The sequence below is a fragment of the Inquilinus limosus genome (genome assembly GCF_002195995.1).
In the GTDB taxonomy this organism is placed as follows: Bacteria; Pseudomonadota; Alphaproteobacteria; order DSM-16000; family Inquilinaceae; genus Inquilinus; species Inquilinus limosus_C.
Genome location: NZ_NHON01000020.1, coordinates 22,787 through 43,146 on the forward strand (window position 1 = coordinate 22,787; position 20,360 = coordinate 43,146).

The 20,360-nt window shown below is 69.3% G+C and carries 18 protein-coding genes; 3 read left to right on the top strand and 15 right to left on the bottom strand.

All coding sequences use genetic code 11. From position 1 onward, the window contains the following. Positions 1–9: 9 nt before the first annotated feature. The 5 genes from BWR60_RS13020 to BWR60_RS13040 all read right to left on the bottom strand — a co-directional run bounded on the left by BWR60_RS13020 (position 10) and on the right by BWR60_RS13040 (position 4,718). Positions 10–795, bottom strand: coding sequence for an ABC transporter ATP-binding protein (locus BWR60_RS13020; RefSeq protein ID WP_179221747.1), 786 nt, complete (start codon positions 793–795; stop codon positions 10–12). Positions 796–803: 8 nt separating this feature from the next. Further along, positions 804–1,544, bottom strand: a complete 741-nt coding sequence (locus BWR60_RS13025) for an ABC transporter ATP-binding protein (protein WP_088151500.1) — start codon at positions 1,542–1,544, stop codon at positions 804–806. Next, complete coding sequence (locus BWR60_RS13030) at positions 1,537–2,505, bottom strand: branched-chain amino acid ABC transporter permease (protein ID WP_088151458.1); 969 nt, start codon at positions 2,503–2,505, stop codon at positions 1,537–1,539. Before BWR60_RS13030 ends, BWR60_RS13025 begins: the two co-directional genes overlap by 8 nt. A 10-nt stretch (positions 2,506–2,515) precedes the next feature. Next, positions 2,516–3,415 carry a branched-chain amino acid ABC transporter permease gene (locus BWR60_RS13035; protein ID WP_088151459.1) on the bottom strand — a complete coding sequence of 300 codons (900 nt, stop codon included), beginning with the start codon at positions 3,413–3,415 and terminating at the stop codon, positions 2,516–2,518. Positions 3,416–3,494: 79 nt separating this feature from the next. Then, positions 3,495–4,718, bottom strand: a complete 1,224-nt coding sequence (locus BWR60_RS13040; protein WP_179221748.1) for an ABC transporter substrate-binding protein — start codon at positions 4,716–4,718, stop codon at positions 3,495–3,497. A 109-nt stretch (positions 4,719–4,827) separates the two neighbouring features. Here BWR60_RS13040 and BWR60_RS13045 point away from each other — a divergent pair, with 109 nt between their 5' ends. Both BWR60_RS13045 and BWR60_RS13050 read left to right on the top strand, forming a co-directional pair. Then, positions 4,828–5,691 (top strand): MurR/RpiR family transcriptional regulator, encoded by an 864-nt coding sequence (locus tag BWR60_RS13045; RefSeq protein WP_088151501.1) that lies wholly within the window; start codon positions 4,828–4,830, stop codon positions 5,689–5,691. A 14-nt stretch (positions 5,692–5,705) separates the two neighbouring features. After that, a complete protein-coding gene (locus tag BWR60_RS13050) occupies positions 5,706–7,043 on the top strand; it encodes an aspartate aminotransferase family protein (RefSeq protein ID WP_088151502.1) in 1,338 nt (445 codons plus the stop codon). A gap of 21 nt (positions 7,044–7,064) precedes the next feature. On the opposite strand, the gene BWR60_RS13055 is transcribed toward BWR60_RS13050, so the two are convergent. The 9 genes from BWR60_RS13055 to BWR60_RS13095 all read right to left on the bottom strand — a co-directional run bounded on the left by BWR60_RS13055 (position 7,065) and on the right by BWR60_RS13095 (position 18,253). Then, positions 7,065–8,141, bottom strand: a complete 1,077-nt coding sequence (locus tag BWR60_RS13055; RefSeq protein ID WP_088151461.1) for a tartrate dehydrogenase — start codon at positions 8,139–8,141, stop codon at positions 7,065–7,067. Further along, complete coding sequence (locus BWR60_RS13060; protein WP_088151462.1) at positions 8,128–9,219, bottom strand: isocitrate/isopropylmalate dehydrogenase family protein; 1,092 nt, start codon at positions 9,217–9,219, stop codon at positions 8,128–8,130. The genes BWR60_RS13055 and BWR60_RS13060 overlap by 14 nt, the downstream gene beginning before the upstream one ends. Positions 9,220–9,237: 18 nt before the next feature. Continuing rightward, complete coding sequence (locus BWR60_RS13065; RefSeq protein ID WP_088151463.1) at positions 9,238–10,647, bottom strand: MmgE/PrpD family protein; 1,410 nt, start codon at positions 10,645–10,647, stop codon at positions 9,238–9,240. 301 nt (positions 10,648–10,948) lie between these two features. Next, positions 10,949–11,659 (bottom strand): FCD domain-containing protein, encoded by a 711-nt coding sequence (locus BWR60_RS13070; RefSeq protein ID WP_088151464.1) that lies wholly within the window; start codon positions 11,657–11,659, stop codon positions 10,949–10,951. Positions 11,660–11,853: 194 nt separating this feature from the next. After that, the gene (locus tag BWR60_RS13075; RefSeq protein ID WP_179221749.1) at positions 11,854–13,581 is read right to left on the bottom strand and encodes an ABC transporter permease; all 1,728 of its coding nucleotides are present in this window, start codon (positions 13,579–13,581) and stop codon (positions 11,854–11,856) included. A 215-nt stretch (positions 13,582–13,796) separates the two neighbouring features. Then, complete coding sequence (locus BWR60_RS13080) at positions 13,797–14,843, bottom strand: ABC transporter substrate-binding protein (RefSeq protein WP_088151465.1); 1,047 nt, start codon at positions 14,841–14,843, stop codon at positions 13,797–13,799. An 11-nt stretch (positions 14,844–14,854) separates the two neighbouring features. Further along, positions 14,855–15,922 carry an ABC transporter ATP-binding protein gene (locus BWR60_RS13085; RefSeq protein WP_088151466.1) on the bottom strand — a complete coding sequence of 356 codons (1,068 nt, stop codon included), beginning with the start codon at positions 15,920–15,922 and terminating at the stop codon, positions 14,855–14,857. 193 nt (positions 15,923–16,115) lie between these two features. Then, positions 16,116–17,189: a tartrate dehydrogenase gene (locus tag BWR60_RS13090; protein WP_088151467.1), complete on the bottom strand. Its 1,074-nt coding sequence runs from the start codon at positions 17,187–17,189 to the stop codon at positions 16,116–16,118. Positions 17,190–17,215: 26 nt separating this feature from the next. After that, on the bottom strand, positions 17,216–18,253 hold the full coding sequence (locus BWR60_RS13095; RefSeq protein ID WP_088151468.1) for a PdxA family dehydrogenase: 1,038 nt from the start codon (positions 18,251–18,253) through the stop codon (positions 17,216–17,218). A 166-nt stretch (positions 18,254–18,419) separates the two neighbouring features. Between BWR60_RS13095 and BWR60_RS13100 the strand changes: the two genes are divergently transcribed. After that, positions 18,420–19,409 (top strand): alpha/beta fold hydrolase, encoded by a 990-nt coding sequence (locus tag BWR60_RS13100; protein WP_218823475.1) that lies wholly within the window; start codon positions 18,420–18,422, stop codon positions 19,407–19,409. A gap of 177 nt (positions 19,410–19,586) precedes the next feature. Here BWR60_RS13100 and BWR60_RS13105 read toward each other — a convergent pair whose 3' ends face one another. Further along, positions 19,587–20,342, bottom strand: coding sequence for an SDR family NAD(P)-dependent oxidoreductase (locus BWR60_RS13105; RefSeq protein ID WP_088151469.1), 756 nt, complete (start codon positions 20,340–20,342; stop codon positions 19,587–19,589). Between the last annotated feature and the right edge of the window lie 18 nt (positions 20,343–20,360).

Sequence of the window (20,360 nt, forward strand, 5' to 3'; positions counted from 1 at the left end):
CGGCGGCCGTCATTCGCCGCTGGCGTAGAGCCAGCGCGCGACCAGCGCGTCGGTGTCGCTGCCGAAATCCTCGCGCGCGCCTTCGGAGAACACCGCACCGGTCTTCACCACATAGACATAGTCGGTAACGGCCAGCGCGGCGCGGATGTCCTGGTCGACCAGCAGCACGGCCTTGCCCAGGCCATGGGCGAGATCGCGCACGATCTCGTAGATGGTCTCGCTGGTCTGCGGATCCACGCCGGCGGTCGGCTCGTCGATCAGGTACACGGAGGGCTCGGCCATCAGGCTGCGGGCGATCTCGACCTGCCGCTGCTGGCCGCCCGAAAGCTGCCCCGCCGGCTGGTTGCGCTTCTCGCGGACCACGGGGAAGCGCTCATAGGCCCGCTCCAGCCGCTCGGCCAGGACGGCCTTCTTCGGCCGGGCGTGCCAGAGGCCGAGCTTCAGGTTGGATTCGACGGTCAGGTACGGAAACAGGCTCGGCCGCTGGGGCAGATAGGCCAGGCCGAGGCCGAGCATCCGGAAGGGCGGGCTGGCGGTGATCTCGCCGCCATTCATCAGCACCCGGCCGGCGCGCGGCTTCAGGAAGCCGAACAGGGCCTTGAGCAGGGTGGACTTGCCGGTCCCGTTCGGCCCGACGACGCAGGAGATGCGCCCGGCCCAGGCCTTGGCGGAGATGTCGCGCAGGATGTCGATGTCGCGGGTGTAGCCGGCGACGAGGCTCTCGCAGGCCAGCAGCGCCGGCGCATCGTGCCAGCGCGGGGCGGGAAGGGGGGCGGGACGGGATGTTTCTGGCATCGCGCCGCTCATCGGTGGGCCCGCGTGCCGGTATAGGCCCGGACGACGTCGGGGTTCCGCAGCACCTCGGCGACGCCGCCATCGGCGATCTTGCGGCCGCGGGCCATGACCATGACGCGGGTCACCACGGATTGGATGGCCTCCAGATTGTGGTCGACGACCACGATGGTGTGGCCGTCGCGATTGAGGGCCTTGATGTGGTCGATGATCTGCTCCAGCAGCCGCGGGTGGACGCCGGCGAAGGGCTCGTCGAGCAGCAGCAGCCGCGGCTTCAGCATCAGCGCGCGGCCGAGCTCCAGCAGCTTCTGCTGGCCACCCGACAGCGCCCGCGCATACTGGTCCGCCAGGGGACCGAGCTTCAGGAACTGCAGCACGCCGCGCGCCCGCTCCTCCGCCGCGGCCCGCCGCTCGCCGGGGTCGGACAGCGCCGGCACGATCAGGTTCTCCATCACCGTCATGCGGCGGAACAGCCGCGGCACCTGGAACGTCCGGGCGACGCCGCGCTGGGCGAAGCGATGCGCCGGCGCGCCCGCCATGTCGTGCTCTCCGACCCGGATGGCGCCGCCGCTGGGCCTGAGCGCGCCCGTCACCATGTTGATGGTCGTGGTCTTGCCGGAGCCGTTGGGCCCGATCAGCCCGACGATCTCGCCCCGCCCGAGCCCGAAGGACAGGCCCTCGACGGCGTGGATGCCGCCGAAATGCTTGGACAGATCGCCGACGGAGAAGAAGGGCGCGCCGTCCTCAGCCATCGCCGGGCTCCCCCATGGCTGATACCGCCGGGCGCGGCTGCGGCCGGCGGCGTCCCAGCTGCTCCAGCGCCGGGAACAGGCCGTTCTGCGCGAAGCGCTGCACCAGGATCAGCGCCAGCCCCATCAGCACGAACCGCCATTCGCCGTAGGAGCGCAGCGATTCCGACAGCAGGAACACCACCGCGGCGCCGATCACTGCCCCCGTCAGGCTCTCGATCCCGCCGATCACGGCCATGGCGATGACCAGCCCCATCTCCGGCAGGATCGCGATGTTCGGGGTCAGGATGCCGATGAAATGGCCGTAATAGATGCCGGCGATGGCGGCGATGACGCTGGTGACGACGAAGACCAGGATCTTGTACCGCGTCGTGTCGACGCCGCTGGCGCGGGCGGCGCCCTCGTCCTCGCGGATGGCGCGCAGGAACAGCCCGACCCGCGTGGCGAGGAGGGCGTTCATGGCGCCGACCGCCAGGACGACGAGGGCGAGGCCGAGATAGTAGTAGGGCATGTCCGACCGGCCCGGGAACAGGCCGGGGACCGGCAGGCCCTGCATGCCGCGGGTGATCCCCTCTTCGGCGACCAGCACCAGCCGGAAGATCTCGGAGATCGCCAGGGTGAACAGGGCGAGATAGGGCCCGGACAGCCGCAGCACGAGGGCGCCGATCAGCGCGCCGACCACCGCGGCCAGCAGGATCGCGGCCAGGATGGCGAGCGCCAGCGGCAGCCCCAGCTGACCGGCGCAGAGGGCAGAGGCATAGCCGCCGAGTGCCGCGAAGGCGACATGGGCGAAGGAGAACTGCCCGGCATAGCCGGCCAGCAGCGCCCAGCTCGCGGCCAGCAGCGCGTAGTACCAGGCGATGGCGCCGACATGGATCCAGTAGGGCCCGGCCAGCAGCGGCAGGATCAGGGCGATGGCGAGGAGCAGGATCTGGCTCCCCTGCGTGAAGGAGGGTCGCAGCATCGGCCGCCTCCTATTCCAGCCGCAGATGCGACCGCCCGAACAGCCCGGTCGGCCGGAGGAGCAGGGTGACGACGAGCAGCAGCGCGCCGAAGGCCTGGGTGTAGGCCAGCGCCCGGTTCGGGTCGGGCAGGTAGCCGACGCCGAGCCCCTGGACGAGGCCGAGCAGGATGCCGCCGGCGATGCTGCCGCCGACCGAGCCCATGCCGCCGAGCACGATGATGATGAAGGCCTGCACCGCCGGCAGGTCGCCCATCGACGGCGACAGCGCGAAGATCGGGGCGATCAGCGCGCCGGCGCCGCCGGCCAGCGCCGAGCCCAGGCCGAAGGCGACGGTGTACATCCGGCGCGGGTCGATGCCGATGACGGCGGCCGACTCCCGGCTCTGGCTGACCGCGTCGAGCGCCTGGCCCAGCGCGGTGCGCTTCAGGAAGGCGGTGAGGCCGGCGAGCAGGATGACGGCGACGATCGCCGCGATCAGCCGGTCATAGGGCAGGATCAGCGGCCCGAGGATCAGCACGCCGGCCATGAAGGGGGGCGGCGACTTGGCGAAGGGCCCGAACACCACCAGGCCGAGATTGCTCAGCAGGATGGTCAGGCCGAAGGTGACGATGATGGCGTATTCGTCCTTCCGCTCCACCTTGTCGGTGTACATCGGCGCGATCACCAGCCGCTCGAAGACGACGCCGAAGAGGAAGAGGGCGATCATGGCGCCGGCCACCCCGGCCAGCGACGGCAGGCCCAGCGCCGAGATCAGGTAGTAGGACGCGTAGCCGCCCAGCATGTAGAGCGAGCCGTGGCCGAAATTGACGACCTTCAGCACGGAGAAGACCAGCGTCAGCCCCGACGCCACGAGGGCGAAGATGAGGCCGATGACCAGGCCGTTGACGGCGAGGAGGAGGAAATAGCTCATGGTCCGGTCGCAGCCGCAGGTCGATGGGACGGATCGGGCGAATTGAGGGCCGGCAGCCTCGGGCCGCCGGCCGCTCCGATCACTTGCCGGGCAGGATCTTGTCCGTGGTGGCCCAGGCCTTCGGATAGACGATGGCCGCGTCCTCCGGCGACTGGTTCTCCTCGGTGTACTGGATGATGGTGAAGGGGACGTCCTTGAACTGGTGGAAGGCCCAGTCCGGCGTCTTGTCGGTCGGGAAGGTGTAGGTGGCGTTCACGCCCTCGTACCTGATCTCCTCCAGCGCCTTGACGATGGCGGCGCGGTCGGCGGAGCCGGCCTTCCTGATCGCCTCGATGACGACGCCGAGCGTGTCATAGGCCTCCAGCGCGACGCCGGTGGGCGCCCGGTTGTAGCGCTCGGTGAACGCCTTGACGAACTCCTTCGCCTTGTCGTTCCACTGCGACTTCGGTTGCGCGACATTGACGATCAGCAGGTTCTTGGCGCAGGGGCCGACGACCTCCCACACCTCCTTCTGCAGCAGGCCGGACGACCCGATCAGGGCCGTCTCGGCGGTCGGCGCCAGGCCGAGCTGGCAGGCCTGCTTGACCAGCTGGTACTGCGCCTGGCCGGCGATCACCATCTGGATGACGTCGGGCCGCGGGCTCTGGCTCATCAGGCGCAGCAGCGCCGGGGTGAAGTCCTGCTGGTTCAGGTCGACCGTCGCCATCGTGTAGGGCACGCCCTTGGCCTTCAGCTCCCCGGCGATGACCTGGGCCCCGCCCTGCCCGAAATCGGTGTTCTCGGCGACGATGGCGATGTTCTTGAAGCCCTGCTCGACCGTCCAGTCGGCCGCCTTGACGTAGACCAGCGAGTTGGCCGGCGCGAGGCGGAACACCTCCGGATACTGCTTGGCCGTGATGGCGTCGGCCCAGACATCGGTGCCGACCCAGGGCACGCCGTATTTGTGCGCCTCCTCGATCTCGGCGAGGGCGACCGAGGAGTGGAACTCGCCGATGATCGCCGAAACGTTGTCCTTGGTGATCAGGCGCACCGCGGCGGCGCTGCCTTCCGCCGGCTGGCCCTTGGTGTCCTCGTAGGTGACCTCGATCTGGCGGCCCAGCACGCCGCCAGCCTTGTTGATCTGGTCGACCTCGAGCTGGACGGCCCATTGCATCTCCTGGCCGCCGGAATAGTTGCCGGGCGGGGACAACGGCCCGACCCAGCCGATGGCGATCGGGTCCTCGGCCATCGCCGGTCCTGCGGCAAAGGCCAGCGCCGCCAGCGTCAGCGCGGTGCCGAGATGAAGATGCGGATGACGGTTCATCGAGCTCTCCCTGCTTCTTTGGCCTCTGTTTAGATGAAACGTTACACTCATTTTTTCAGTTTTGAAATGTTCATTGCAGCGGCCGGGCGGCGGGCGTAAGTTCCGGTCCATGTCGGAACCGGCCTTCCGTTCGCGCCTCCTGGAGGCCTATCAGGCGATGCCGCGCCAGCTGCGCGCCGCGGCGCAATGGGTGCTCGACCATCCGCGCGACGTGGCGCTGCTGACGATGCGGGAGCAGGCGCGCCGGGCCGGCGTGACCCCCGCCTCGATGACGCGGCTGGCGCAGCGCATGGGGCTCGACGGCTATGAGGATCTGCGCGCCCTCCATGCCGAAAGCCTGCGGTGGGGGGAGACGGAATTCTCCGACAAGGCCGGGGTCCTCGTCGAACGGCGCCGGCAAGGCGGCGACGGCGCCCTGGCCTTCGACCTGATGGAGACGCTGGAGCGTCACCTGGCGGCCCTCTGCCGGCCGGCAGCGATCGAGGACGTGACCAGGGCTGCCGCGGTGCTCGCCGCGGCGGGGCGCGTCCATGTGCTCGGCTACCGCTCCAGCTACACGGTGGCCTGCCATTTCGCCTATGTGTACGGGCTTGCCGGCGGTGCGGTCCGCCTGCTCGACGGTCCCGGCGGAACCGGGCCGGACGCCTTGCGGGAGGCGAAGCAGGGCGATGCCCTGCTCGCCGTCAGCGTGAAGCCGTACACCCGCGCGGCGGTCGAGCTCGCGGATTACGCGCTGGCGCGCGGGCTCGACATCGTGGCGATCACGGACAGCGTGGTGTCGCCGCTGGTGGCCCGGGCGCGCGCCGCCATCATCGTTCCGACCGAAAGCCCGTCCTTCTTCCACACCATGGCGCCGGCCTTCGCGGTCGCCGAGGCGCTGGCCGCCATCCTCGCGGCCACGGCCGGCGACGAGGCCCTCGCCGCCGTGCGGGCGATGGAACGCCAGTTCAGGGCCCTTTCCACCCACATCTAGGCTTGGCCGATGCCATGACCCGCATCCTGCACCGATCGATCAAGGGCAAGCTTCCCGTCGCCGTCGGCGGCAAGGGCATCGAGCTGTTCGACAGCGAGGGCCGCCGCTATATCGACGCGTCCGGCGGCGCCGCCGTGTCCTGCCTCGGCCACGGCCATCCGGACGTGATCGCCGCCATGCACGCCCAGCTCGACAAACTCGCCTACGCCCATACGGGCTTCTTCACCACCGAGGTGGCCGAGCGGCTGGCCGACCGGCTGGTTGCCGACGCCCCGGCGGGCATCGGCCATGTCTATCTCGTCAGCGGCGGCTCCGAGGCCGTCGAGGCCGCGCTGAAGATGGCGCGGCAATACTTCGTCGAAAAGGGCGAGCCGCAGCGCCGCCACGTCATCGCCCGCCGGCAGAGCTATCACGGCAACACGCTCGGCGCGCTCGCCGCCGGCGGCAATGAATGGCGGCGCAGCCAGTTCAAGCCGCTGCTGGTCGAGACGCACCATATCGATCCGTGCTTCGCCTATCGCTTCCAGCAGCCCGGGGAATCCGACGCCGACTATGCGGCGCGCGCCGCGCAGGCGCTGGAGGACAAGATCCTGGAGCTCGGCGGGGACGAGGTCATCGCCTTCGTCGCCGAGACGGTGGTGGGGGCCACGGCCGGCGCCGTGCCGCCGGTCGCGGATTACCTGAGACGCATCCGCGCCATCTGCGACCGCTACGGCGTGCTGCTCATCCTCGACGAGGTGATGTGCGGCATGGGGCGCACGGGCACGCTGCATGCCTGCGAGCAGGATGGCGTCGCCCCGGACCTGATGGTGATCGCCAAGGGCCTCGGCGGCGGCTACCAGCCGATCGGCGCGGTGCTGCTGTCGGACAGGATCTTCGAGGCCTTCGCCAGCGGCTCCGGCTTCTTCCAGCACGGCCACACCTATATGGGCCATCCGATGGCGGCCGCGGCCGGCCTGGCCGTGCAGGAGGTGATCCGCCGCGAGAACCTGCTGGCGAATGTCAGGCAGATGGGCGGGCATCTGGCGCGGCGTCTGGCCGAGCGCTTCGGCAACCACCACCATGTCGGCGATGTCCGCGGTCGCGGCCTGTTCCAGGCGATCGAGCTGGTCGCCAACCGCGGCACCAGGGAGCCGTTCGATCCCGGGCTCAAGCTCCATGCGCGGATCAAGCAGGCGGCGATGGCCAACGGCCTGATGGTCTATCCGATGGGCGGAACGATCGACGGCCGGCGTGGCGACCACGTGCTGATCGCGCCGCCCTTCATCTCGACCGCCGATGACATCGACGAGATCGTGGAGCGGCTGGGCAACGCCGTCGACACGGCCATGTCCGGAATGCCGGCGGGGTGAGCGCCGGCTGACCCGGACGGCTCAGGCGTTGCCGCCGCGCAGGGCGGCGATCACCGCATCCGTCACCTCGGCCGTGCCCGCCGTGCCGCCGAGGTCCGGGCTCAGATGCTCCCGCCGCTCGGTCACCGTCTCGATGGCGGCCATCAGGCGGCGGGCGGCGGCGCCCTCGCCGAGATGGTCGAGCATCAGGCTGGCCGTCCAGAAGCAGCCCAGCGGGTTGGCGATGCCCTTGCCCATGATGTCGAAGGCCGAGCCGTGGATCGGCTCGAACATCGACGGGCGCTTGCGCGACGGGTCGATATTGGCGGTCGACCCGATGCCGAGCGACCCGCCCAGCGCGGCCGCCAGGTCCGACAGGATGTCGGCATGCAGGTTGGTGGCCAGCACCGTGTCGATCGAGCCGGGCTTGTTGACCATGCGCTGGGTCATGGCATCGACCAGCATCCAGTCGACGGTCAGGCCGGGATAGTCGCGGATGACGTCCTTCACCACCTCGTCCCAGAACACCATGCCGTGGCGCTGGGCGTTGGATTTGGTGACCACCGTCAGCAGCCGCCGGGGGCGGGACGAGGCGAGGTCACAGGCGAAGCGGGCGATGCGTTCGACCCCGGCGCGGGTGAACACGGCGACATCCATGCCGACCTCGATCGGCAGGCCACGATGGGCCCGGCCGCCGACCCCGGCATATTCGCCCTCGCTGTTCTCGCGCACGATCACCCAGTCGATCTGCCGCCCCAGCTCCGGCCGCAGCGGGCCGGTCAGGCCGGGCAGCAGCCGCGTCGGCCGGACATTGGCGTATTGGTCGAAGCCCTGGCAGATCGCCAGGCGCAGGCCCCACAGGGTGATGTCGTCGGGCAGGTCCGGGTCGCCGACCGCGCCGAAATAGATCGCGTCGAAGCCTTCCAGCCGCGCCAGCCCGTCCGCCGGCATCATCCGGCTGTTGCGGCGATAATAGTCCGAGCCCCAGTCGAACCGCTCGAAGGCGAAGGACAGGCCGGGCTCGACCTCGGCCAGCGCCTGCAGCACGCGGACGCCGGCCTCGACCACCTCGACGCCGATCCCGTCGCCGCCCAGGACGGCAATTCTATGCGAGGACATGGTCGGTCTCCGTCTCGATGGCGCTCACGATGGCGTCGGTCATGCCGGCGGTGCCGGCGGTGCCGCGGATATCGCCGGTCCGCGTCTCCGGCCTGGCCAGCGCCGCGACCGTGGCCCTGCCCATCAGCGCGGCAGCGGCCACGGCCTCGGCGACGCCGCGGTCGCGACCCAGCCAGTCCAGCATCATGCGCGTCGATTCGATCATCGCGAAAGGGTTGGCGATGCCTCGCCCGGCGATGTCGGGGGCGGAGCCGTGCGCCGCCTGGGCCATGGCGATGGCACCCTCGCCGATGCACAGCCCCGGCGCCATGCCCAGCCCGCCCACCAGCCCGGCCGCCTCGTCGGTCAGGATGTCGCCGAACATGTTGGTGGTCACCACCACGTCGAAGGTCTGCGGGTCGCGCAGCAGCCGCATGGCGAAGGTGTCGACGATCACCTCGTCCACCGTCACGTCCGGGAAGGCCTCGGCGGCGCGGTGGCATTCCTCGACGAACATGCCACAGCCCAGCTTGAACACCGTGTTCTTGTGCACCAGGGTCAGCTTGCGGCGGCGGCTCCGCGCGATCTCCAGCGCCGCCCGGGCGACGCGATAGCTGCCCTGCCGCGTGATCACCCGCACCGAGATGGTGGTGTCCTCGGTCGGCCGGAACTCGCCCGAGCCGGCGACGACGTTGCGGTCGGGCTGGAACCCTTCGTTGTTCTCGCGGACGATGACCAGGTCGACATCGTCGAACAGCGCCCCCAGGCCGGGATAGGAACGGGTCGGCCGGACATTGGCGAACAGGCCGAAATGCTTGCGCAGGATCGGGTGCGGGTTGATGGCGCCCGGCGCCTTCGGATAGGCGCGATGGCCGATCGGGCCGAGGATGAAGCCGTCCATCGCGGCCAGCGCCTCCAGCGTGCCGTCCGGCATGGTCGACCCATGCGTGTCCAGCGCCCGGCGGCCGATCGGCAGCGGCCGCCAGTCGATGTCGAGCCCGGCGCGGGCGGCGGCGGCGCGCGCCACCCGGACCGAGGCCGGCACGATCTCGAGGCCGATATCGTCGCCGTCGAGGATGCCGATGGTGAGGTGTGCCATTCCCGTGTCCCGCCCCGGTCAGCCAGCCCGCGCGACCAGGCCCATCAGCCGCTCGATCGAGGGCTGCCGCTCCAACTCGCGCACCAGGTCCACCACCTCATCCGCCGCGGCCCGGGCCAGGCCGGCATGGGCGGCGTTGTCGCGGAACTTGGCGGCGACCTCGTCATAGCTCATCGGGTTGGCCGGGCTGCCCTTGCCGAAATCGGCCTCGCCATGGATCTTGCCCCCATCGCGCAGGGTGATGTCGATGATCGTGGTCATCTTGTGATACCCCGCCCGCTCGGCCCGCTCATCGACCACGAAGTCGACCTTCCCGATCATCGCCCGGACATCGTCGCGCCGGGTCGTCTCGTCGGTGAATTCCGACAGGCCGGCCTTGCCGTCCAGCAGCAGGATGGCCATGCAGAATTCCATCGAGAACTTGGCCTGCAACTCATCCTGCGGGCGGTGATGGATCAGGGCGTTGGGCATGTTGGAGTTGGTGCCGACGCGCACATGCTCGACATCGGCGGCCTTGATGCCGTGCTTGCGGATCAGCCGCGCCATCTCGGTCATGCCCGGATGGGTCAGCGACCCCGAGGGGTGCGGCTTGATCGAGATGCCGGGGGCGGCGAAGGTCCAGGGCGCCCCGAGGCGGGACTGGATCGCCCCGGCATCATAGCCGCCGCCGGCGGCCTGGAAGAAGCCGCGCGGTGCTTCCAGGATCTTGTCCGTGGCGGTCCAGCCGGAGGCGGCGAGCTGGGCGGCGACGATGCCGCTTTCCGACGACCGGCCGGCGTGGAACGGCTTGGTCATCGTGCCGAAATTCTCGCGCAGCCCGGCCGACTGGCTGCCGGCGACCGACAGCGCCCGGGCCGTCGCCTCGGCATCGAGCCGCAGCAGCGAGGCGGCGGCCGCCGCGGCGGCGAAGGTGCCGCAGGTGGCGGTGGCGTGGAACCCGGTCTGGTAGTGGCGGGGGGCGATCGCCTCGGCGATCTTGCACTCCACCTCCACCCCCAGGTGATAGGCCAGCATCACCGCGCCGCCGGAGGCCCCGGTCTGCTCGCCCATGGCCAGCGCGGCGGGCAGGGCAGGGGCGGTGGGGTGGGTCAGCAGGCCGTAGACCCGGTCGGTGGCGACCGCCAGCTGGGTGTCGTCATAGTCGTCGGCATGGATGCCGACGCCGTTGGCGAAGGCCGCGAAGCGCGGGGCGACTTTGCGGCCGGCCCCGATCACCGTCGCCGCGCCGGGCTGCAGCCCGAGCTCGTCCAGATGCTGCCGGACGAGCTCGCCGCTGCGGGCCACGGATCCGGACAGGGCCAGGCCCAGCCCGTCGAGGATGGATTTCTTCCCCAGCGCGACCACGTCGTCCGGAAGATCGGCCAGCCTGGTGTCGGAAACGAAGCCGGCCACGTAGTTCGTGAGACCGGTCTGAACGGCGTTGCCCATCGATCTTCCCCGTCGTTGAGAGCGATCCCGCACGGCCTTCGGTCTGGCCGGTGGATGGGACCTGCACGGAATTAGGCGGGTGGCGTTGGTAAACTGTCAACGATTTTCTGTTGGCAAAAAAGCTCCATCCAATTCGTTGAGAACCTATGCCTTTCCGTCATGGCGAGCCCCGAAGGGGCGCGGCCATCCAGCGGCACCGCTCTCTGGATGGCCACGGCGCTGCGCGCCTCGCCATGACGGCAGGGCTTGCTGAATTCTCCTGATCGTCGCGGGGGCGGCGAGGGCCGGCCGGTGCCGGCCGTCAGCCTTCCGGCGGGTGGCGATGGACCAGCTCCGCCGCCCGGCGCGTGCGCGACATGCCGTTGATGATATGCGCGTATCCGGCGGCGAAGGCCCGTTGCTGGTCGCGCGCCGCCACCGCGTCGAAGATCGCCCGGTGCTCGGCGTTGGAGACGTCGAGCACATCGCCGCTGGCCAAAGCGCGGTAGCGCTGGATGTGCAGCTCGCGCGCCAGGCCGAGATAGATCTGCGCCAGCCGGGCGTTGCCGGAGGCGCGCGCCAGCTCGGAGTGGAACTGCAGGTTGACCGGGTAGTAGTGGCTGACCTCGCCGGCGGCGGCGAGTCCGTCCATCCGGTCCACCAGCTCGCGCAGCTTGGCGATCTCGGCGTCGCTGACGCGCATGGCGGCGCACATGGCGAGCGAGGCGAAGACGCAGGCGCGGGCCTCGGAGACGTCGCGCGCCTCGTCGCTGCTCAGCTCCCGCACGAAGAAGCCGCGATTCGGGATGATCTGGATCAGGCCCATCGCGGCCAGGGCGCTGCAGGCCTCGCGGATCGGTCCGCGGCTGACCTTCAGGCGCTGCGCCAGGGCGTTCTCGTTGATCCGTTCGTTCGGGGTGAACTCGCCCTCGACGATCATCCGCTCGATCTCGGTCTGCACGACATTCGTCAGCGACCGGGTGCGCAGGAAATCGATCGGCGAGAATCCCGGCGTGTTGTCGGTGTCCGTCATGGGTCTGAAGTCCGTTCAATGCCGTTCAGGCCATGTCGCCCGGCCGCGGCGCGGCGGTCTGCAATCTCCACCGTGCCGATCTCCCCCAACCGCTGCGACGACGACATCATCACCGTATAGCCATAACGGAGGCGAGCCCCCGGTTGTCAAGCGGGCCGACCGCGACCGTCCTGGCGCAGGACCCGCTCCCCATGTCAGTTCACCCTTGGCTTCGCCCCGCCCAGCACGGGCAGCTTGTTGGCGATGAGGACGACGGTGAAGGACACCACCAGCAGCAGGATGCCCAGCACGGCGATGGCCCCGTAATCGCCGCTCTCGTTGAGATCATAGATGATGACCGACACCAGCTTGGTCTGCGCCGTGGTCAGCAGGATGGTGGCCGACAGCTCCCGGATGGTGCCGATGAAGACGAAGCACCAGGCGGCGACGACGGTGGTGCGCAGCAGCGGCGCCGTGATCTGCCACAGGCTGCGCAGCCGGGTGGCGCCGAGGATGCGGCTGGCCTCCTCCAGCTCGGGATGGACACCCCGGATGGCGGCGGAGAGCTGCTGGTAGCCCGACGGCAGCTCGATCGTCAGGAAGGCGATCAGCAGGATCCACAGCGTGCCGTACAGCCGCAGCGCCGGATTGGCATAGGCCAGGAACAGCCCGACGCCGAGCACGATGCCGGGAACCGCGATCGGCGCCGTCGCCAGGACGCCGAGCAGCGACGCGCCGGGCACGGCGCGTCGCGCGACCAGGTAGGAAACGACCAGCGCCATGCCGGTCGCCAGGGTCGCCGTGGCCAGGCCGAGGATCAGCGTGTTCCAGATCGCCAGGCGGGTGGCGGACAGGTCGAACAGCACGAACTCGAAATTGTGCAGGGTCAGCGCGTCCCAGCTCAGCGGCTCGGACAGGTTGTGGGTCAGCGCCACCTTGAGCAAAGCGAGATAGGGGAAGACGATGGTGACGCACAGGATCAGCAGCACATAGGCGCCGGCGAGCCATTTCCAGCGGCCCAGCCTGGTGCGGCGTGGCGTGCCGCTCTTGCCGCCGACCACGGTGTAGCCGCGCCGGCCGAGCAGCCATTTCTGCAGCCACAGCAGCAGCATGGTGACGACCAGCAGCGGCACGGCGCTGGCCGCGGCGAGGTCGAGGCGCGGCGGGAACTGGAAGTAGCTCCAGATCTTCGTGGTCAGGACATGGAAACCCGCCGGCAAGGCGAGGATGGCGGGGGAGCCGAACATGGTGAAGGCCTGAACGATCGCGATCAGCGCCCCGGCCAGGATCGCGGGCAGCACCATCGGCAGGGTCACGCGCCGCAGCGTCGTCCCCGGCCGGCCGCCCAGGATCGCCGACGCCTCCTCCAGGTCCGACGGCACCTTGTCGAGCGCGTTGGCCACGAGGGTGAAGACGAAGGGAAAGGAATAGCAGGTGATGGCGAAGACCAGGCCTGGGAAGGTGTAGATGTTGAACAGCACCTCCGACGGGTCGAGGTCGAAGGCCCAGCGATAGATGTTGTTGAGGATGCCGCTGTTGGGCGCGGCCAGCATCGCCCAGGCGATGGCGCCGAGGAAGGGCGGCGTGACGAAGGACGCGGTCACCAGGCTGCGGATCAGGCGCTGTCCCGGCATGTCGGTGCGCGCGACCAGCCAGGCCAGCGGTGTGGCCACGAGGCAGGAGAACAGGCCGACGCAGGCGGCCATGGCCATCGCGATCAGGAAGGCGCGGTGGATGGTGGCGTCGGACAGCAGGCGGCCGAAATTCGCCAGGGTCAGCGACCCCGACCGGTTGGTGACCGCGTAATAGACCAGCCAGCCGAGGGGGAACAGCACCAGCAGGCACAGGATCGCGGCCAGCAGCAGGAACAGCGGCGTCGACAGGTCGAAGCGGCGAGGCGGCCGGCGGCCGGCGGAATCGGCAGGCAGGGCAGTGCTGGTCACCTGGTCACCTTCGGGCTCGATCCACGGGTGTTCGGGCGGGGCGGGCAATCGGCGGGCAGGGAAGCGAGCGCTACACTCTCCGCTGTCATCCTCGGGCTTGACCCGAGGATCCAGGGGCTTTCAAGAGCGGCTCTTCGTGGCCCCTGGATTGCCGGGTCAAGCCCGGCAATGACAGACGAGACGTGGGTTCCCTTGCGGCTGGCGCCTGGCCGGCCTCAGGTCCCGAAATACTCCTCGTATTTCTGCTTGATGTCCTCGATGGCGTCGCGGACATCGGCCGGGTCGGACTCGATCAGCTTGATCTGCGACAGCGGCGTGCGCCCGGCCTTCTCCGTCACGTCGGGGCGGACCGACCGCAGGCCGCCGACATCGACGTTCAACTGCTGTGCCTGCTGCGAGAACATGAAGGAGTAGAACAGCTTTGCCGCGTTCGGATGGGGCGGATAGGCCAGGATCGCCGCATTGCCGAAGGCGATCGAGGTCCCCTCCGGCGGGTAGATCGGCTTGATCGGCACGCCTCGGTCCTGAAGGATGAAGACGTTGTACTCGTTGCCGTCGGCCTGGATCGGCCGCTCGCCCTGGGACAGCACCTTCGGCGGCTCGGTCGAGGACTGGACCTGCATCACCTCCTGGTGCCCCAGCTTCTCGAAATAGTCGAAGCCGAGAAGCTGGCTCAGCGCATAGGTCGCGGTCATCACGTTGCCGCTGTATCCGGGGTGCGACTTGACCAGCTTGCCCTTGTATTTGGGGTCCAGCAGGTCGGTCCAGGTCTTCGGCACATCCTCCGGCTTCACCAGGTCGGTGCGATAGGCCATCACCGTCAGCGTGGCGCGGAACGCGGCGTACTGGCCGTCCGGGTCCTTGTCATCGGCACCCCAGAGCTTGGCGACATCCTCCGGCACCGCCGGCGTCAGCCAGTTCTGGTCCTTCAGGGTCAGGAAGTTCGAGGCGTCCGACGTCTCGATGACGTCGGCATTGTGGATGCCGGCCGAGTATTCCTGGCCGATGCGCTGGAACACCCGTTCGGAGCCGGCGCGCTCGACCTGGACCTTCAGGCCGGGATATTTGGCCTCGAAGGCGGCGCCCAGCTTCTCGGCCACCTGGACGTCGGTCGAGGTGTAGTAGACGACCGTGCCTTCCTTGGTCGCCGCGGCGACAAGGTCGGGGGTCACCTGGTAGGGCTCGGGTGCTGCCGCCCAGCCCGGGCCGCTGCAGCCGATGGCGACGAACAGGGTAACGGCCGCAATTCTTGCGTTCGACATTGTTTCCTCCCTTATCGTGCGAGTGCCCTGCACCGCTCGGGCGGGCAGTGGAGCCAGACCTCCTGGTGCTGCGGGATGGCGACGCCGACCGGGGCGATGGCCCGCACCACCTCGCCGCCCGGCAGGCCGACCAGATAGTCCCGGTGCGAGCCGAGATAGACCTGGCGCATCACCGTGCCGGCCACCCAGTTGCCGGCCTGGCCGTTCGGCCGCTCGGTCGCGAGATGGACGTCGTGGTGCCGCACCGAGACGGCGGTCGGGCCGTCCGCGGCGAAATCGCCGCTGCCGCAGCGCAGGACCAGCCCACCGCCGCAATCGACGGCATCGTCGCCGACGCGCCGGCCCTTGAAGATGTTGGTGCCGCCGATGAACTGGGCGACGAATTCCGACCGCGGCCGCTCATAGATGTCTTCCGGCGATCCCGCCTGCTCGACATGGCCCTGGTTCATCACCACGATGATGTCGGCGGCGGTCATCGCCTCGGTCTGGTCATGGGTCACATAGACCGTGGTGTAGCGGTACTCGTCGTGCAGGCGGCGGATCTCGAACCGCATCTCCTCCCGCAGATTGGCGTCCAGGTTGGACAGCGGCTCGTCCAGCAGCAGCGTCTCCGGCTCCACCACCAGGGCCCGGGCCAGCGACACGCGCTGCTGCTGCCCGCCCGACAGCTCGCCGGGATAGCGCTCCGCCAGCGTGTCCAGCCTGGTCGCCTGCAGGATGCGGTTCGTCCGTGCCTGGATGTCGGCCTTGCTCGCCCGCCGCAGCCGCAGGCCGTAGGCGACGTTCTCGAACACGGTCATATGGGGCCAGAGCGCATAGCTCTGGAAGATCATCGACATGTTGCGGGCCTCGGGCGGCGCGCTGGCGGCCGGGGAGGAGACGACGCGCCCGCCGACCCGGATCTGCCCGGCGGAGGGTTCCGCGAACCCGGCGACCAGCCGCAGCGTCGTGGTCTTGCCGCAGCCGGACGGGCCGAGCAGGCAGACCAGCTTTCCCTTGTCGATGGCGAGGTCGACGCCGTTGACGACCGTCAGGTCGCCATACCGTTTCGTCAGCCCGTCGAGTTCCACGAAAGGCATGAATCCTCCCAGCCGCTTTTGCGGGTCGCACGCGTCTGCCCAAGGATGGGGTGTTTTTGTTTTCAGAAGATTGTCGACAGTTAACCAAAGATGTCAACGGAAAACCGGCTTGACCGGGCTCGGCGCTTCGAAGGTGAGCGAAGTCGGAGACAGCGGGGCCCGGCCGGACGGCCGGACCTCCGCTGCCGGCAGGCTAGAGGGCGGCCGCGACCGCCTGGCCGCATTCAACCGTGGTCGCAGTGCCGCCCAGGTCGCGGGTGCGCAGCGACGGCTGCGCCAGCACGGTCTCGATCGCCGAGACGATCGCCGCCGATGCCTCGGCTTGCCCGAGATGGTCGAGCAGCATGGCGGCGGACCAGATCTGCCCGATCGGGTTGGCGATACCCTGGCCGGCGATGTCCGGCGCCGAGCCGTGCACGGGCTCGAACAGGGACGGGAAGTTGCGCTCGGGGTTGATGTTGGCGCTCGGCGCGATGCCGATGGTCCCGGTGCAGGCGGGGCCGAGATCCGACAGGATGTCGCCGAACAGGTTGGAGGCGACGACCACGTCGAACCAGTCCGGATGCAGCACGAACTGCGCCGTCAGGATGTCGATGTGGTACTTGTCCCAGCGCACCTCGGGATAGGCCTTGGCCATCTCCACCACCCGCTCGTCCCAATAGGGCATGGTGATCGAGATGCCGTTGGACTTGGTCGCCGAGGTCAGGTGCTTGCGCTTGCCCTTGGCCGCCAGCTCGAAGGCGAATTTGAGCACCCGGTCGACGCCGGTGCGGGTCATCACCGTTTCCTGGATCACCACCTCCCGCTCGGTGCCGGGGAACATGCGGCCGCCGATCGAGGAATACTCGCCCTCGGTGTTCTCGCGCACCACCCAGAAGTCGATGTCGCCCGGGCCGCGGCCGGCCAGCGGGCAGGGCACGCCCGGCATCAGGCGCACGGGCCGCAGGTTCACATACTGGTCGAATTCCCGCCGGAACTGGATCAGCGACCCCCACAGCGAGACGTGGTCGGGGACGCCGGCCGGCCAGCCGACCGCGCCGAAGAAGATCGCGTCATGCGACCCGATCCGCGCCTTCCAGTCGTCCGGCATCATTTGGCCGTGCTGGGCGTAATGGTCGTAGGAGGCGAAGTCGAACCAGTCGAGCGACAGGCCGATGCCGAAGCGGGCGGCCGCCTTCTCCAGCACCCGCACGCCCTCGGGCACGACCTCCTTGCCGATGCCGTCCCCGGGGATGACGGCGATGCGGAAACTGTTCGATGGCGTCATGGATCGCTTCCCAGTCGGCGGGCCGGTCAGGCCGCGGTTTCGGTCACCTGCAACCCCTTGCGGCGCGCCAGCTGCGCCGCCAGCCGGACCGCCGCCTCCAGCGCGCCGGTGGTGGCGACGCCCTGGCCGACGATGTCGAAGGCGGTCCCGTGCGCCGGGGTGGTGAACACCGTATCGAGCCCCGCGGTCACCGTCACGCCGCGGCTGAAGCCGCGCAGTTTTGTCGCGATCTGCCCCTGGTCGTGATACATCGCGACCACGCTGTCATAGTCGCCGGCGAAGGCCTTGATGTAGACCGTGTCGGACGGGAAGGGGCCCTTGCAGTCGATGCCGGTCGCCGCGGCGGCCTTCACCGCCGGGGCGATCACGTCGATCTCGTCGCGCCCGAACAGCCCGTTCTCCCCGGCATGGGGGTTCAGCGCGGCGACGGCGATGCGCGGTTTGGCGATGCCGGCCCGCTTCATCGTGTGGTCGACCAGTTCGATCGCCTGGATGATGCTGCGGTGGTTGATCTGCTCGACCGCGGTGCGCAGCGGCACATGCGAGGTGACGCGCGACATCCACTGGCCGTCCAGCACGTTCATCTCCGAGAAATAGCCCTTGTGGCCCAGGAGATGGGCGAACAGCTTGTGCTCGTCCGGGAAGCGCCAGCCGCCGGCATGCAGGGCGGCCTTGTTCAGGGGCGCGAAGGTGATGGCGTCCAGCCCGCCCTTCAGCGCCAGCCGCACCGCGGCGGCCAGCGTGTCGCCCGTCAGCCGGCCCGACTCGGCCGAGACCGCGGCGCGCGGGAACGCCGCCGGGTCGATGTTGCCGAGATCGATCAGCGGGACGCCCGGGCTGTTCCAGTCGATCCGCCCCGCATCCGCCACCGGCCGGATCGACAGCGCGACGCCTGCGTCACGGGCGCCCATCTCCAGCACCCGGCGGTCGCCGAGGACGACGATCCGGGCGGCATCGGCGAGCCGGCCGTCGGAGACGACGCGCGCCACCAGCTCCGGGCCGATGCCGGTGGCATCGCCCATCAGCAGGGCCAGGCGGGGGGCGGCTGCGCTTGAGTCCGTCATGGTGCGTTTCCTCGGCTCTGGCCGGCATTGGCGGCCGGGCGACGCTGTCGCTCCCGGGGGCCGTTGCCGGTGATCGTGCTCCCGGCTCAGGGAAAGTCAACTGAAAATTGTTGACAGTTTGCAATTCGAGGAAAAGGGTACAGCCACCATTCGCGGGAGGAAGAGCATGGTTTCCGAGACACCGGTCGCCGTCGCGCCGATGCCGCCCCTGGCGACCGGCCACGGATCGCTGATGGAGGGCTTCACCTATCGGCGGATCAAGACCGGCGGCGCCGAGATCAACACCGCCGTCGCGGGCGACGGGCCGCCGCTGCTGCTGATCCACGGCAATCCGCTGACCCATGTCAGCTGGCATCGCATCGCGCCGTCGCTGGCGAAGACCTTCACGGTGGTGGCGATCGACCTGCGCGGCTATGGCGACAGCGCCAAGCCGGATGGCGGGCCGGACCATGCGGCCTACAGCTTCCGGGCGATGGGCGAGGACGCGTTCGAGGTGATGACCGCGCTCGGCTTCGACCGCTTCGCCCTCGCCGGGCACGACCGGGGGGCGCGGGTCGGCTTCCGCATGGCGATCGACCGGCCGGACCGGGTCACCCGGTTCTGCGCGCTCGACATCATCCCGACCCATCACCTGCTGACCAATGTCACGCTCGGCTGGGGGCTCGAGAGCTATCACTGGTTCTTCATGGCGCAGAAGGCGCCGTTCCCGGAGAAGCTGATCTGCGCCGACCTCGACTATTACATCCAGTACAAGCTCAACAAGAAGGGCGTCGGCCTGCAGATCTTCACGCCCGAGGCCTTCAGGGAATATGCGCGCTGCACCACGCCGGAGCAGATCCATGCGGTGTGCGAGGACTACCGCGCGACCGTGACCCTCGACCTGGCGATGGACATGGCGGATTTCGGCAAGCGGCGGATCCGGTGCCCGGTCATGGTGCTCTGGGGCAGCAACAGCCATGTCGGGCGCCACCTGAAGCCGATCGAGGCCTGGACGCCCTGGGCGCCGGATCTGCGCGGCTGGGCCATCCCGACCGGGCACTACCCGGCGGAGCATCGCCCGGACCTGGTCTATGAGAGCTTCTGGTCGTTCTTCACCGGCGCGGAACCCAGGCCCTATTCATCGGACAGCGACGCCATGGCCCGGGCGGCGCTCTGAGGATTCGGGGGCAGCCCGGAGGCTGCGGGTTCGCGGATCTGGCGGATAGGGCGGCGGGCCCGGCTCTCCCCTCCGCCCGCTGCCTCGACGGCAGCCGGATCGGCGCGGCCGGCAGTGCGGCCGCGCCGGGCCAGCCGCATGGGAATGAGCCGGCCCGCGCCTCCCCGGAACGGGCCTTCAGCCGACCCTGACGCTCATCCCGCCATCGACCATCATGACCGAGCCGACCATGAAGCTGGCGCGGTCCGACGACAGGAAGGCGACGACCTCGGCGATCTCCTCGGCGCCCGCCGCGCGGCCGATCGGCGCCTTGCGGCCGTGGTCGGCCAGGAATTCCGGGCCATTGTCCATCTTGCCCGTCCAGATGTCGGTCACCACGTCGCCGGAGCCGATCGCATTGACACGGATGCCGTGCCCGATCGCCTCCAGGGCCAGGGTGCGTGTCAGCTGCACGAGGGCTCCCTTCGAGGCGGTGTAGGCCGCGATCTGCGGAAAGGCGAAATAGGCGGCGTAGGAGGCGATGTTGACGATTGCGCCGCTGCGGTTGGGGATCATCGCCTTCATCGCCTCCCGCGCGTGGAGGAACGCGCCGGTGACGTTCACCGACATGATCGCGTCCCATTCCTCCCGCGTCATGTCGACCACGAGCTTGCCCATGATCCGCGCCGCGTTGTTGACCAGGATGTCCAGCCTGCCGAAGGTGTCCACGGCGAGCGCGACCGCTTTCGCGGCGCTGTCCTCCTGCGATATGTCGGCCACCATCGGCACGACGCCCGGCCTGGCGAGGCGCTCGACCTCGGGGTTGATGTCTTCGGCAATCACCTTGGCGCCGCGGGCGTGCAGAAGCTCCGCGATGGCGCGCCCGATGCCGCTGGCCGCGCCGGTGACGATTGCGACCTTTCCTTCGACTTCGGTGGCGGGTGTGCTGGTCATGACCTGTCTCCTTGCTTG